Here is a 14,736-nt window from a genome sequence, read left to right as displayed (position 1 = left end):
TCACTTCATCCGCTGTAAAGCCTAATCTCTTTGTCTTCAAAATAGTTCAACAAAAAATACTAATATAACTTCGCTCCTGCCGGGATATGATTATCTACCATCAAGAGGTGCAACTCTTCCTCGTCACTGTCCTTCTTATTGTTAATTGCGGAAAGTAACATTCCACAGGATTCAATCCCCATCATTGCCCTTGGGGGAAGGTTCGTGATTGCAATCAAGGTCTTTCCAATCAACTCTTCCGGCTCATAGTATGCATGAATTCCGGAAAGAATCGTTCTGTCCACGCCTGTTCCGTCGTCCAAGGTAAATTGTAAGAGTTTCTTACTCTTTGGAACAGGAACACAATCCTTTACCTTTACCGCACGGAAGTCAGACTTACTGAAGGTCTCGAAATCAACCTGCTCTTCTAAGAGAGGTTCTATCTTCACGTTTAAAAAATCAATCTTTCCCGGAACGGTCGCAACTTGGTCGCAAATTTTGTTTTCATTACCCTTAGATGCCCTATTTCCCTCGTCCTTCTTCTCTAGGGACTTCATTGTGGGGAATTGAAACACATCACTATTCCAGCCCATTGGCGTTTGTCCTACATCTGTTGCCACTGACCCAACCTTATCGTTTAGATCAAGGAACATAGACTCTAAGTTTGCTTGGATACCGCCCTGTAGAAGCTCTCTGAAAAACTCTTCTATCTTGTCTAATATCTCAAACATACTCTCTCCTTTTACTTAATCACGTTTGCAAGAAGCGAAATTAACTTTAATCCAATAAGGGCAATGCCTCCCCCTGCCATAAGCTGCTTAATACCTTGGGATTTTGCTCCGGGATTATCATTTCCATACCCCTCCATAAGGTTAATGACTCCCCATGCTCCAAGTCCGGCTCCTACTGCCATAACCAAAATCTGTAATGTATTGACTGCCTGAACAAAAAAATCCATATTTATTCCTCCTCGTTTTCTTTCTTCTTTTCAATCTTGTTGTAAGACTTTACAAGAAAATTCTTGTACTTCTTTCCTTCCTTTTCACGCTCCTTAAAATAGCCAAAGACATGAATCAGATCGCCTTTCTGAAAATCTCTTGCTTTCTCCACCTTGTCACCGTAGGCTGAGCAATTGATGTATTCCTTACCCTTCCCATACTTTTTTACAAGTGTGAAATTGACAGCCTCCACTCTCTCGCTATCTCTTTCAAAACTTGTGAAGCTTGGATTATCGAGCAGATTGGCATTAATGTTAATCATTTCTTCCTTCATTTAGAAATTCTCCTTTTCTATGAGATACCACCCATTTTGCGAGTGATATTTGCTTGAAATAAAAAAAGCGACTGGAAGTGTTTCTTTCCAATCGCTCAGCTACTTAGTATTTCGTTTTTTAGGTAGGCTTCTATTCCTTATCATTATTCCTCCTTTTTAGGCAATAAAAAAGGCGATAGAGTTTTCTACCACCTTAAAAAATCTTCCTAATTACGCATCTTGCTGATTATCTTTTAATCTTTCAGGCCGATAAGATGTATTCTTAAGACTAAATACACCCATTCCATATTCGAATTGAAATGCTTGTCTATAACAATTTATAATACAATCAAAATATGTAATGGAAAATGTTATTGAATCTTTAACTTTTTCATACATCCCATCTTTACCTTTGTCTCTATTAGTTACGATAATAAATGTAACCTCATCTCCTCTTAATGCATAATATTTGCTCAAATATTCACTAATAGAGTAATCTCTCCCTGTCTTACTTTGAATATATACTTCAGAGTTATCTTTAGATTTTAACAAATTAAGTTGAATATTCGAAGCACTCTCTTTTCCTATATTAACTAATTTCACTGATAAAAAGACTTTATCAGCTCGTTCTTCTATATTTTCATTCGTAAAAAAAAGGTTGAAATATGGAATGACTGATGCTCTAGTCATCTCCTCATATAATTCATTTCTTAACCTTTCCCTCTCTTCTGCAAGCCTTTCCTGTTGGACATATTTTTTGTCATTTTCCTCTTTTATTTTCTTCTGTTCTTTATCTGTTTTCCTATTTCTATGAAGTGTATATATAAAATTAGCTACAGATATTATTATAGCTAATACAGACATGAAATTCTTTATGGTAACAAACTTTTCCGTGTCACTAAAATAATCACCTATGATATTTACAACATTAAGTATATACACAGAACACCTCATATTCTCCATCAGTTATATCTCTAGTCTAATGTCATTGTACGAATGAATTCTCAATCATGCAACTATCGTCTCAGCTTTCGATGAAGTTCACTTCATCCGCCATAAGGCATAATCTCATCTTCAAAATAGTTCAACAAAAAATACTAATATAACTTCGCTCCTGCCGGGATATGATTATCTACCATCAAGAGATGCAATTCTTCCTCGTCGCTGTCCTTCTTATTGTTGATTGCAGAAAGTAGCATACCGCAGGACTCTACTCCCATCATTGCTCTTTTTGGAAGATTTGTGATTGCAATCAAGGTCTTTCCAATCAACTCTTCCGGCTCATAGTATGCATGAATTCCGGAAAGAATCGTTCTGTCCACGCCTGTTCCGTCGTCCAAGGTAAATTGTAAGAGTTTCTTACTCTTTGGAACGGCAACGCAGTCCTTTACCTTTACCGCACGGAAGTCGGACTTACTGAAGGTCTCAAAGTCAACCTGTTCTTCGAAGAGGGGTTCAATCTTCACGTTTGAAAAATCAATCTTGTTATTCGGCGTAAAGAAACCGTTATTTTCGTTTTCTGCTCCGGATTCTACCTTCTTCTTTCCTTCACTTTCATCCTTCTTCTCTAAGGGCTTCATTGTGGGGAAGAGGAGTACATCACGAATGGAAGCCGCATCGGTAAGAAGCATCACCAGACGGTCGATACCGTAGCCGATTCCACCCGTTGGCGGCATACCGATTTCCATGGCGTGAAGGAAGTCTTCATCGGTGTGGTTCGCTTCCTCATCTCCCGCATCAGCCAAGGCATCCTGTGCTTTGAAACGTTCTCTCTGATCGATCGGATCATTCAGCTCGGAATAAGCATTTGCCATTTCTCTTCCATAGATGAAGAGCTCGAAACGCTCTACCTTCTCGGGATCAGTCGGCTTCTTCTTTGTAAGCGGAGAAATGGATAAGGGATGATCCATGATAAAGGTCGGCTGAATGAGTTTCTCCTCGCAGAACTCTTCAAAGAAGAGATTCTCGATATCGCCGATACCGTGGTGTTCTTCGTAAGCAATTTCCTTTTCTTTTGCGAGGGCTCTCGCCTCTTCCAAGGTCTGAATCTTGTCAAAATCAATGCCCGCATATTCCTTAATGGCATCAGTCATGGTAAGTCTTCTGAACGGACTCTCCAGGTCAATGGGGGTTCCCTGATAGCTGATATGGAGAGTCCCGCAAACCTTCTCTGCAAGATACCGGAACATGGACTCGGTGAGCTCCATCATCCCGTTGTAATCAGTATAAGCCTGATAGAGTTCCATCAGGGTAAACTCCGGGTTGTGACGGGTATCGATTCCCTCGTTCCGGAATACTCTTCCGATTTCGTAAACGCGCTCCATACCGCCGATAATCAGACGCTTCAAGTAAAGCTCAAGGGAAATACGAAGCTTTACGTCCTCATTTAAAGCATTGTAATGGGTTTCAAAGGGACGTGCCGCAGCTCCGCCCGCATTTTCCACCAGCATCGGTGTCTCTACCTCCAGAAAATCTCTTCCGGCAAGGAAGTTCCGAATCTCGCGAAGAATCTGAGAACGCTTCATAAAAACATCCCGGCTGTCTTCATTCATAATGAGGTCCACATAACGCTGACGATAACGGGTATCCGTATCCTGCAAACCGTGGAACTTTTCCGGAAGCGGGTAGAGAGACTTGGAGAGTAGGACAATCTTCTCCCCGTGAATCGAGATTTCTCCTGTCTGCGTCTTAAAAACATAACCGGAAACTTCCACGATATCTCCGATATCCAGTTTTTTATAGGCCTTGTATTCCTCTTCTCCGAGACTTTCCCGACTCACATAAACCTGAATCTTTCCATCTCGATCCTGTACATGAAGGAAGCCGGCTTTTCCCATCACACGCTTCGCCATAACACGTCCGGCAATCACTACCTGCTGGTTTTCCAAAGCAGCGAAGTTCTCTTTAATCTCCATGGAATGGTGTGTCTGCTTTGCTTTGGTAATAACAAACGGATCCGCCTGAGCGTCCTGCAACTCCTTCAACTTATCATATCTTGCCTTCAAAATATGGTTCATGTCTTGCATTTGTTCTTTTTCTCCCATGGCTCTCCCTTTCTTATTCACACTATCCATAGCGTTATTCTATTTTCTCGGAAAGTTCCCTGCTATATGGAAATTTCCTTTTCATCGACTGATGCACTTATTCCTCGTTGGAACGCTCCACCTTCAGCACCTTATATTCTATAGGCCCGGCCTGTGTTTCCACGGAAATATCATCTCCTGCCTTATGATGAAGCAGAGCCATCCCTACGGGAGATTCGTTGGAAATCTTCCCTTGAAGAGAATTTGCCTCCGTAGAGCCCACGATGTGGTACACTACTTCCTCCTCAAATTCCTTGTCATAAAGCGTTACCTTACAGCCAATGTTAATGGTTCCCTCTTCCGCATCATCCACTACTTCCGCATTTTTCAGAAGTGTTTCAATGGCTACGATACGCTCTTCAATTTCTCTTTGCTCATCTTTTGCCGCATCGTACTCCGCATTCTCCGATAAATCTCCCTGTTCTCTGGCCTCTTTGATTTTCTCGGCTATTTCTTGCCTTCTATTTACTTTTAAATCATGTAATTCCTTCTCCAACTTATTTAAGCCGGCTCTGGTAAGGAGATTCTTTTTTCCTTCTGCCACGTTACAATTCCGCCCTTTCTTCATTTATATATATTTTTAACGAACCGAAGTCCGTTTAATACAAAGTTAAATCTCGCTAATAATACGGCTTCCGGTCTACCGGAAGCCGTCAATAACACGAGAAGATATTTTAACAATCGAAACCGAATAAGTCAATCCATTTCTTTATTCTCGGCATTTTTCATCCTACAGTGCCTCAACCATCTTGTAAACCTCTCTCAGATTCTGTTCCTGATTGACCCTATTTCTCCACCTTGCCGCATCGGGCATTCCTTCCATATACCAGGAAAGGTGCTTTCTCATTTCGAGCAAAGCCAAATGCTCACCCTTGATTTTTTCCATCAGCTGCAGGTGTCGAAACATCATATCTTTTCGTTCTTTCGTTGAAAGCGCAGCATCTTTCACTCCATTTTCCAAAAGAGACCGAATCCTCCTAATCAAGAATGGATTTCCCTGCACTCCTCTTCCCAAAGAAATACCGTCTACCCCCGTGGAAAGGAGCATCGCCATGGCATCTTCTTCCGTGAAAATGTCTCCATTTCCAAAAAGAGGAATGTGTACGGCTTCCTTTGCTCTTCGAATCCATTCCCAGTCAGCCTTCCCCCGATAATACTGTTCTCTCGTCCTACCGTGTACCACAATGGCGGAAACTCCCGCATTTTCCGCACTTTTTACAAAATCAAGCACGTTGATATGGTCATCCGTAAAGCCTAGACGACATTTCACCGTAATCGGAATGGATACCGCTTTAACCATGGAACGTAAGACCTTTTCGGCAAGTGGAAGATTTTCCATAAGTGCTGAGCCTTCCCCGTTTCTTACCACCTTGGGTACGGGACACCCCATATTGACATCAATGATGTCAAAATCCTCCTCTACTCGTTTCGCCATTTCAGCCATTATCTCGGGATCCGAACCGAAAAGTTGCACTGCCCGCTTCCCCGGCTCTTCCCCCTTTTCCAGAAGGGAATCCGTATTTTTATTCCCATATAGGATGGCCTTCGCAGAGACCATTTCCGTACAAGTCAGGCTGACTCCCATTTCTTTGCAAAGAATCCGGTAGGGCAGATCCGTTACTCCTGCCATCGGCGCCATAAGAATATTTCCCGGCAGTTGCACCTTTCCGATTTGTACGGGATGAAAAAGTCGTGTTTCCTTCCTTTTTTCTTCGGAAAAAGATGCTGCATCAAAGTTCTCTATCCCATGGCTTTGTATAATCTTGTCAAGATTCTGATTCAGTTCCAAGCTATCCTCTTTATCTCCCGCTTACCGTACAAGGAGCTGTGCAATGGCATACTGTTCCGACGAAATGTCCTTCTTCATCTGTAACGCTTCCTGAATGTCATAATCCACAAATGCTCCGTTTTTGTATGCCACTAAGCGATTCGACTTTCCTTCCACAAGGAGTTCCACAGCCTTTGCTCCCATAATGGAAGCATAGTAACGGTCCTTACAGGTTGGTGAACCGCCTCTTTGCATATGTCCGAGAATGGTTGCTCGAGTTTCGATTCCGGTTGCCGCTTCAATTCGACTGGCCATGGAGGAAGAATGACCGATTCCCTCCGCATTAACAATAATATAGTGCTTCTTTCCTCTTTTTCTACTTTCAATGATACGGTTAATGATAGCCTGCTCATCTCCGTCATACCTCTCCGGAAGGAGAATCTCCTCGGCTCCGTTGGCCACACCGCACCAAAGCGCAATATAACCGGCGCGTCTGCCCATTACTTCAATAATGGAGCAACGTTCATGAGAAGTGGAAGTATCCCGAATCTTATCAATCGCCTGCATGGCGGTATTAATGGAAGTATCAAAGCCGATAGTATAGTCTGTGCAGGCGATATCCAAGTCAATTGTTCCGGGCACGCCGATAGTATTAATCCCAAGCGCGGAAAGCTTTCCGGCCCCCATAAAGGAACCGTCTCCTCCAATAATTACCATACCGTCAATGCCGTGCTTTTTACATATTTCCGCACCCTTCTTCTGTCCTTCGGCAGTAGTGAACTCTTTACAACGAGCAGTATAGAGAATGGTGCCTCCGCGACTGATAATATCCGATACGGAATGGCTGTCCATATCCACAATTTCTTCTTCCAAAAGGCCTGCGTATCCTCGCATGATTCCCTTTACTTTTAAGCCGTGATGAATTGCACTCCTTACCACACTGCGGATTGCTGCATTCATTCCCGGTGCATCACCTCCGGAAGTTAAGATTCCAATCGTTTTTACTGCCGTTTTTGCCATAAAAGCCTCCAATTCTTTTATTTTCAAACTCTACTTAGGGTCTATCCATAAACCAAAAATATACTTCTAAACAGGAAAAGTATATTACTGTATTCTTATAGGAATTTCAAGGATTTTACTTTTTCTTTCGTATTTTCCTTGCCGAATAACTCGATAAGAGCTTCCTTTGTTTTTTCTCCGGAAGCTATTCCCCGGTTCTTCGGAAGTCTTTTAATCGCCTTCTCCTTTTTCAGAAAAAGGACAAGCTCACACTCTCCCCTGTTTTCGTCTATAACGCGGTGCAAGCTTTGTTCCTGCCTCTCATACTCTTCCTTATCCGCAAATTGTATCCAGATTTCTTTCGGCAAATTTTCAAAGGCTATAATCTTTTCGGCAATGAGCTTCGCCTCTCCCTCATCTTTTTTCTGAATCCTGCCTTTTACGAAAATCTTTCTGTCCTCCTCCAGAAATTCCTTTGCCTGTTCAAAGATACGGGGAAATGCTACCGCCTCAACGGTCCCGGTATTGTCTTCCACAGTAAGAAAGGCCATCATATCGTTTTTCTTGGTAATACGCTTATTGATGCCCGCAAGCATTCCACCGATAATGCAAAGTTCATCATCCTTTATGCCGTCTTCCTTTTGCAGCTCCTGCGCCTCTTCCGAGAAATCTCTGGCTTTTCTCGTGCATACTTCTTTCAGCAGCGCTTTGTCACTATCCAGCGGGTGTCCGGAAAGGTATACCCCCAAGGCATCCTTTTCATTACGAAGCAACTCTGCCTTCGGAAACTCGGAAAGATCCGGAAAATGCAAAGAAAATTCACTTTTTTCTCCGGCATCCTCTCCCAAAAGATCCAGGAGGCTCATTTGCCCCGGAATACTGTCTTGCTTTCCTTTTTGCACATTCTCCAAAACTTCGGAAAGCATTACCAGCTTTTCTCTTCTGTTACCTTCCAGGCTGTCCAGGGAGCCGGCATGAATAAAGAATTCCATTGCCCGACGATTGAGTCTTTTCTGACTCATTCGGAGCACAAAATCCTCAAAATCTTTAAATCGACCTTTTTTTCTCTCCTCAAGAATGGTTTCCGCCGCAGTTCTTCCCACTCCTTTCACGGCGGAAAGTCCATAGCGAATCGCTCCTCCCTTGACAGAAAATCCCACCTCCGCTTCGTTGATATCCGGAGGAAGAATCGGAATCCCTTCTTCCCTGGCCACTTCGATGTATTCCGCAGTTTTAACAGAGTTATCCATATAGGAACTCATGGTTGCGGCGTAAAACTCCGGAGCATAGTAGCGCTTCAGATAGGCTGTCTGATAGGAAAGGAGTGCATAGCTTACCGCATGAGACTTGTTAAAGGCATATTTTGCAAAATCAATCATCTTATCATAGATGCGATTCGCCACAGCCTCGGAGATTCCCTTGGAGAGACAGCCGAAAATACCCTCCTCAGGATTTCCGTAAACAAAGTGTTTTCGTTCTTCTTCCATAACGGAAAGCTTCTTCTTACTCATGGCACGTCGAAGCAAATCCGCAGCACCCATGCTGAAGCCGGCGAGGTCCCGAACAATCTGCATAACCTGCTCCTGATACACGATAACACCATAGGTGTTTTTCAGGATTGGCTCCATTTCTTTACAATCATATTCTACCTTCTCCGGATTTTTCTTTCCTGCAATATAGTCCGGAATAAAGTCCATGGGCCCCGGACGATAAAGTGCCACTCCGGCAATAATGTCATCCAGATTCGTAGGCTGCAGACGTTTCATAAAATTCACCATGCCGGTAGATTCCAACTGGAAAACGCCTGCACAGTCTCCTCTGGAAAGCATCGCATAAACCTCTTTGTCCTCATAATTCAGTTTATCCAGATCCAGATGAACACCGTGATTCTGTTCGATAAAGCGAATGGCATCCTGGATCACCGTAAGGGTTCTCAGTCCCAGAAAATCCATCTTTAAAAGCCCCAGTTCTTCGATGGTCGTCATCGTAAACTGCGTGGTTACCGACCCGTCCTGTGCACGGGCCAAGGGAACATAGTCCGAAACCGGACTGCCGGCAATGACCACGCCCGCCGCATGCATGGAACTGTGTCTGGGAAGCCCCTCCAGTCGAAGGCAGAAGTCAATCATGGTTCGAGTTTCTTCCTCCGTATCATAGAGTTCCTTCAGTTCCTTACTCATGGAAAGAGCTTTCTCTAAAGTCATGTTGAGTTCTGCCGGTACAAGCTTCGCAAGCCGGTCACACTTCGCATAGGGAATATCGAGAACACGTCCTACGTCTCGGATAACTCCACGAGCAGCCAAGGTTCCGAAGGTGATAATCTGACTCACTTGGTCTTTTCCGTACTTTCTTCCGACATAGTCAATCACTTCCTGTCGTCTTTCGTACTCAAAGTCCACATCGATATCCGGCATAGTTACTCTTTCCGGATTCAAAAAGCGCTCAAAAAGAAGCTGATGGGCAATCGGGTCCACATCGGTGATACCGATTGCATAGGCCACGATGGAACCTGCAGCGGAACCCCTTCCCGGCCCTACCGCAATACCGTTTGTCTTTGCAAAGTTAATATAATCCCAAACCACGAGGAAGTAATCTACAAAGCCCATACTCTTGATTACGGAAAGCTCATAGTTCAGCCTTTCCTGCATTTCTTCCTCTACTGCTCCATATCGTCTTTCCAGGCCTTTTTGACAAAGCTCCTTCAAATAGCTTTCGGAGGTATAGCCCTGAGGAACTTCATATTTCGGTAAGTGATATTCACCGAATTTAATTTCCACTTGACAACGCGCCGCGATGCGCGCCGTATTCTCCAAAGCCTCCTCACAAAAAGGGAAAAGACTTCGCATTTCTTCTTCACTTTTGATATAAAACTGCCCTCCGGGATAGCGCATTCTGTCTTCGTCGAGCAGCTTCTTTCCGGTTTGCAGACAGAGCAAAATATCATGGGATTTAGCATCCTCCGGGTAGGTATAGTGGATATCGTTTGTCGCAACAAGCGGAATTCCCGTCTCTTCATGCAGTCTAAGCATCCCTTGGTTTACAAGCTTTTGTTCCGGATAGCCGTGGTCTTGCATTTCCAGAAAAAAATTCTCTTCTCCGAAGATAACCCGATAGCGGAGAGCCGCCTTTTTCGCCTTTTCGTAATCGCTCTGCCGAAGCGCCCGGGAAACTTCTCCCGCAAGACATGCGGAAAGTGCAATGATGCCTTCATGATATTTTTCCAAAACGGCATAATCCACCCTCGGCTTATAGTAGTATCCCTCGGTAAACCCCAAGGATACAAGCTTCATCAGATTATGAAAACCCGTTTCATTTTCCGCCAGAAGAACAAGATGATAATATCTCGCCTCGCCCTTTTGCAGACTCTTCTCTTCCATATTCTCGGTCAAATAGATTTCCGACCCCAGAATCGGATGAATCCCCTGCTTCTTTGCCTCTTTATAGAAATCAATCACGCCGTACATTACGCCATGATCCGTTAAGGCACAGGAATCCATCCCGAGTTCCTTCACTCTGGCAATCATTTCCGGAATCTTCCCCGAGCCGTCCAACAAACTGTAGCTGCTATGTACATGCAAGTGTGTAAATGCCATTTTCTCTCCTTATCGTACCATTCTCTCTGTATACTAAAGGAAGGGCTTCCGAGAATCAATCCCCGAAAGCCCTGGTTTACTCTTTATTTAAAAATCACAAATTGATTGATAAGACTATATCGCTTCTCCCAAAAGGTAATCGCTGATTGCTGTAATCGCAGCCTCTTCATCTTCTCCCTCTGCTGAAACATACAATTCGGAACCGTTGCTCAGTCCGAGTGCCATCATTCCCATAATGGATTTCGCATTGACTCTCCGGCTTCCTTCCGACATATAAATTCTGGACTGAAAGCGGCTGGCAATCTGTACCAACATAGCCACCGGATGATCCTCCGTGTTCCTCGGTAAATTTACAGTAATGTTATTGTCTCTCATGGTCTGTGCCTCCCTGGTGCATTGAGCATCCCAAATGCAGAGTGTCTTCACTCCATCCTCGTTCCTAAGCTGTCTTACTGAATTGTCTTGAAAATGCAGGCCTAAGCAATTTCTACTTTTTGAGGAATGCTCCCTCCGGTATTTCCTTTGTAACAAATTAAAATGATTTAGAAGTCATCCTGACTCATCTCTGTCTCATTCCGGTTTAGGGCAATTTCTTCTCGAAGTTCCTTTGCAATCCTAGCCAACTTACGCAGTCGATGATTTACTCCGCTCTTTCCGATAGGAGTACTGAGTCCCCTTGAAAGTTCTTCCAGAGATGCATCTGGATATTGTAAACGTTGTTCGGCAAGTTCTCTTAAACCGGATTCTATTCGTTCCAATCCTATCATTTCTTTAATAAGAAGAATATCTTCCTGCTGCTTCACGCTTGCCTTTACCGTGCGATTAATGTTCGCCGCTTCAAAGTTTACCCTGCGGTTTACATTCTCGCTCACTTCCTTCAAAATTCGGGCATTTTCAAACTCCATAAGACTGTTAAAAGCCCCCAGAAGCTTTAAAACATCCGCAATTTCACCTGCATCCTTTAAGTAAATCATAGGGTTCTTCCCTCTGAAACCCCGCTTCGGATGAATCGAAAAGCTCTTTAAAATTGCTTCAATCCGTTCTTCCTCCACCTTGTTTCCGGGCAAAAACTCCAGATGATACTCTTTCATGGGATCCGTTACAGAAGCTCCGGCAAGAAAAAAACGTCTTAACTCTTCCTTGCTTTTCTCCTTATCATCTATGCTTATCTTAAAGGTTTTTTAGATTGTGTAAAGCCTAAATCAGCCAGTTCCGCCTTGATTCGCTTGGAAAATGACGGTTTTTTTTCTTCTTTTTCTATTTTTCTTTTTTATCCACTGTGCATTTTGTCCTGTTATTTTTCGATAAATTACATAATCATCGACGGATTTTTAAGTTTAATCTATGCATATTATTTATTTATATCTCTATGGTCCAGACTTAGTCCTATATTTTCCAAGTCTTTTATAGATTGATACAATTTTTCGCAAATAGTCACGGATCGATGTTTCCCTCCGGTACAGGCTATTCCTATAACCAATTGATTTTTTCCCTCTGCAATATACAAAGGAATAAGAAAACGGAGCATATCATTCAGTTTTTTCAGAAAAATCTCCGCCTTCCCATCCTGCATCACGAAATCCTGTATCCCTTTTTCAAGTCCGGTGTGACTGCGCAGTTCACTGTCATAAAAAGGATTAGGCAGGAAACGTACGTCGAAAAGTAAGTCCAAGTCTTCCGGAATACCGTATTTAAAGCCGAACGACACCAAGCTGACTTGTAAATTTTTATATGCTTTGTCTTCCATGAAAATGGAAAACAACTGTTGCCGAAGATCCCGTGTTAAAAGTTTGGAAGTATCGATGAGGATGTCCGCCTTCTTCCGCAAGAAAGCAAGCTTTTTCCTTTCCAAAGCGATCCCCGCTTCTATTCTTCCGCCTTTTGCCAAGGGATGTGCACGCCTTGTCTCCTTAAAACGCTGTATCAGAACCTCATCTCTTGCATCCAAAAAAACGATTTGGAATCGAATCTGCGCCTCTTCTTCCCAAAAAAGAAGGTGTTCTTCCAGTTGATCCAGCTCTTGAATATTTCTACTGTCAATCCCGAGCGCAATCCGTTCGCCTTGATTGCTTTGCATAAATAACTCAATAAATTTATCGAGTAAGCCGACAGGAAGATTATCAATACAGTTAAAGCCGAAATCTTCCAAATTTTTCAAAGCTACCGTCTTTCCGGCACCGCTCATTCCTGTCAAAATCAGGCAAAAAGCGGAACTGTTTTTTAAAATTTCCCCCACAGCTTCACCTCGGGTTCCAACTGAACTCCCTCTTTTTCTTTTACAATCCGTATGACTTCTTGTATCAGACTGTAAATGTTCTCCGCACTCGCACCGCCAAGATTCACCACAAAACCACAGTGCTTTTCCGAAACTCCCGCATGATTTAAGGAAAATCCTCGAAGCCCCGCCTGCTCTATCAGCCTGGAGGCATAATCCCCTTCCGGTCTCTTAAAGGTCGAACCGGCGGAAGGCATTTCCAAAGGCTGCTTCTCCGCCCTGCGAGTCGTATAGTCTTCCATCTTTTCCCGAATGGAAGCAGCCTCTCCCTTTTGCAAAAGAAAGCTTGCCGAAAGGCATACCATATCGTCTTCCACCGCTGAATGGCGATAAGAAAAATCCATTTGCCCTAAATCCAGATCCATCCTTTCTCCGTTTTTCCGAAAAAAACTCCCACTCTGAAAAATGTCTTTGATTTCTCTGTTATATGCACCTGCATTCATCTTTACGGCACCGCCTACCGTTCCCGGAATTCCGGAAAGCGCCTCCATCCCCGTATAGCCCTTTTCCTCCGCAAACTTTGCCAGTTCGAAAAGAGAAGTTCCGGCAAGAGCTGTGAAAACAGCCTCCTCACCGGAAGGCGTAAAAGTGATTCCGGAAAGATTCTCCCGTATCAAGATAACCGGTTCCTCCAGCCCCTCATCGGATATCAATAAGTTGGAGCCCTTTCCCAAAACATAAAATGAGCGTTCCTCTTCATGAAAACGCTTAAGCAGTTCCCCCAGTTCTTCCGCGGAGTGCGGAATATAGAGGTCTTTGGCTTTTCCCCCTACTTGAAAGCTGGTGTATTCCCTTAGCAATATTCCCTGCAAATGTTCCATCTATTTTTCTTCCTGCTTCTTCAGATTTTTGGTAACCCTGTCATACAGTACCTGCGCGGCATTGTATCCCATCTTCTTAGCCCTGTTATTGATGGCAGCACATTCTACAATAATCGCCACATTTCTTCCCGGTCGAATCGGAATATCATAGCTGATGATGCTATTCCCCAAATACTCCACAAAATTATCTTTTAAGCCAAGTCTGTCATAGTCCTTCTCCTTCGACCACTCCGCCAAAGAAATGACCATATTGATGGTTTGCGTATCCTTGACAGACTCCACTCCGAACATTTGCTTCACATCAATAATGCCGATTCCGCGCAGTTCGATAAAATGCTTGGTAACATCCGGTGCAGTTCCCACCAAAGACTCGTCCGAAACCTTACGGATTTCTACTACATCATCACTAACCAAGCGATGCCCTCTTTTAATTAATTCCAATGCCGCTTCGGATTTTCCGATTCCGCTGTCCCCGGTAATCAACACGCCTTCTCCGTAGACATCCACCAGAACACCATGCACGGTAATCATCGGTGCCATCTTTACCTTCAGCCAACGAATGACCTCGGCTTCCAGTTCGGTCGTCGGTCTATTACTCGAAAGAAGAGGAATCCCCGCTTCTTCACAGGCGGAAATCATGCAGGAATCCGGTTCTATGCTTCTGGCGTAAATGATACAGGGAATCGGATATTTCGTAATTTCCGCATATCTTGCCCTTCTCGTGGGTCTGTCCTTCGTCATAAGATAGGCAGTCTCTACATTACCGATGATCTGTACTCTTTCCGAATCAAATTGATCAAAAAACCCGGCAAGCTGTAATGCCGGCCTGTTTACATCGGGAATTGTCATAAAAACCTCATCCGTGTTGATGCTCGGTGTCAGGTTTTTTAACCCTTCTTTTTCTATCAGTTCCGATACGCTGACTTTTTCAGTGCTTTTCATGAGCACCTCCTATTCTTTGTTTTAA

At 43.6% G+C, this 14,736-nt stretch carries 13 protein-coding genes and 1 pseudogene; all 14 read right to left on the bottom strand.

Features of this window, described 5'->3' with window-relative positions; all coding sequences use genetic code 11:
- Positions 1-59 precede the first annotated feature (59 nt).
- Positions 60-557: pseudogene (locus HMPREF9124_RS04560) on the bottom strand (hypothetical protein); the annotation flags it as partial.
- A gap of 164 nt (positions 558-721) precedes the next feature.
- On the bottom strand, positions 722-937 hold the full coding sequence (locus HMPREF9124_RS04555; RefSeq protein ID WP_009428634.1) for a Maff2 family mobile element protein: 216 nt from the start codon (positions 935-937) through the stop codon (positions 722-724).
- A 2-nt stretch (positions 938-939) separates the two neighbouring features.
- On the bottom strand, positions 940-1,251 hold the full coding sequence (locus tag HMPREF9124_RS04550; protein WP_009428071.1) for a single-stranded DNA-binding protein: 312 nt from the start codon (positions 1,249-1,251) through the stop codon (positions 940-942).
- Positions 1,252-1,461: 210 nt separating this feature from the next.
- A complete protein-coding gene (locus HMPREF9124_RS04545) occupies positions 1,462-2,094 on the bottom strand; it encodes a hypothetical protein (RefSeq protein WP_139090276.1) in 633 nt (210 codons plus the stop codon).
- Between the two features lie 233 nt (positions 2,095-2,327).
- On the bottom strand, positions 2,328-4,274 hold the full coding sequence (gene lysS, locus HMPREF9124_RS04540; protein ID WP_009429367.1) for a lysine--tRNA ligase: 1,947 nt from the start codon (positions 4,272-4,274) through the stop codon (positions 2,328-2,330).
- 97 nt (positions 4,275-4,371) lie between these two features.
- A complete protein-coding gene (gene greA, locus HMPREF9124_RS04535) occupies positions 4,372-4,857 on the bottom strand; it encodes a transcription elongation factor GreA (RefSeq protein WP_009428351.1) in 486 nt (161 codons plus the stop codon).
- A gap of 186 nt (positions 4,858-5,043) precedes the next feature.
- Positions 5,044-6,102: a tRNA dihydrouridine synthase DusB gene (gene dusB, locus HMPREF9124_RS04530; RefSeq protein ID WP_009427753.1), complete on the bottom strand. Its 1,059-nt coding sequence runs from the start codon at positions 6,100-6,102 to the stop codon at positions 5,044-5,046.
- Between the two features lie 21 nt (positions 6,103-6,123).
- Positions 6,124-7,101: a 6-phosphofructokinase gene (pfkA, locus tag HMPREF9124_RS04525; RefSeq protein ID WP_009429738.1), complete on the bottom strand. Its 978-nt coding sequence runs from the start codon at positions 7,099-7,101 to the stop codon at positions 6,124-6,126.
- Between the two features lie 95 nt (positions 7,102-7,196).
- On the bottom strand, positions 7,197-10,673 hold the full coding sequence (locus tag HMPREF9124_RS04520; RefSeq protein WP_009429755.1) for a DNA polymerase III subunit alpha: 3,477 nt from the start codon (positions 10,671-10,673) through the stop codon (positions 7,197-7,199).
- 114 nt (positions 10,674-10,787) lie between these two features.
- Positions 10,788-11,048 (bottom strand): HPr family phosphocarrier protein, encoded by a 261-nt coding sequence (locus tag HMPREF9124_RS04515; protein WP_009429012.1) that lies wholly within the window; start codon positions 11,046-11,048, stop codon positions 10,788-10,790.
- A gap of 167 nt (positions 11,049-11,215) precedes the next feature.
- Complete coding sequence (whiA, locus tag HMPREF9124_RS04510) at positions 11,216-11,836, bottom strand: DNA-binding protein WhiA (RefSeq protein WP_242821605.1); 621 nt, start codon at positions 11,834-11,836, stop codon at positions 11,216-11,218.
- A gap of 188 nt (positions 11,837-12,024) precedes the next feature.
- Positions 12,025-12,909 carry an RNase adapter RapZ gene (gene rapZ, locus HMPREF9124_RS04505; RefSeq protein WP_009427661.1) on the bottom strand — a complete coding sequence of 295 codons (885 nt, stop codon included), beginning with the start codon at positions 12,907-12,909 and terminating at the stop codon, positions 12,025-12,027.
- The gene (murB, locus tag HMPREF9124_RS04500; protein WP_009428755.1) at positions 12,894-13,769 is read right to left on the bottom strand and encodes a UDP-N-acetylmuramate dehydrogenase; all 876 of its coding nucleotides are present in this window, start codon (positions 13,767-13,769) and stop codon (positions 12,894-12,896) included. Before murB ends, rapZ begins: the two co-directional genes overlap by 16 nt.
- The gene (hprK, locus tag HMPREF9124_RS04495; protein ID WP_009429297.1) at positions 13,770-14,711 is read right to left on the bottom strand and encodes an HPr(Ser) kinase/phosphatase; all 942 of its coding nucleotides are present in this window, start codon (positions 14,709-14,711) and stop codon (positions 13,770-13,772) included.
- Positions 14,712-14,736: the final 25 nt, after the last annotated feature.

The organism is Oribacterium sp. oral taxon 108 str. F0425 (assembly GCF_000214455.1).
In the GTDB taxonomy this organism is placed as follows: domain Bacteria; phylum Bacillota; class Clostridia; order Lachnospirales; family Lachnospiraceae; genus Oribacterium; species Oribacterium asaccharolyticum.
This window is presented reverse-complemented; position numbering and strand designations above follow the sequence as displayed.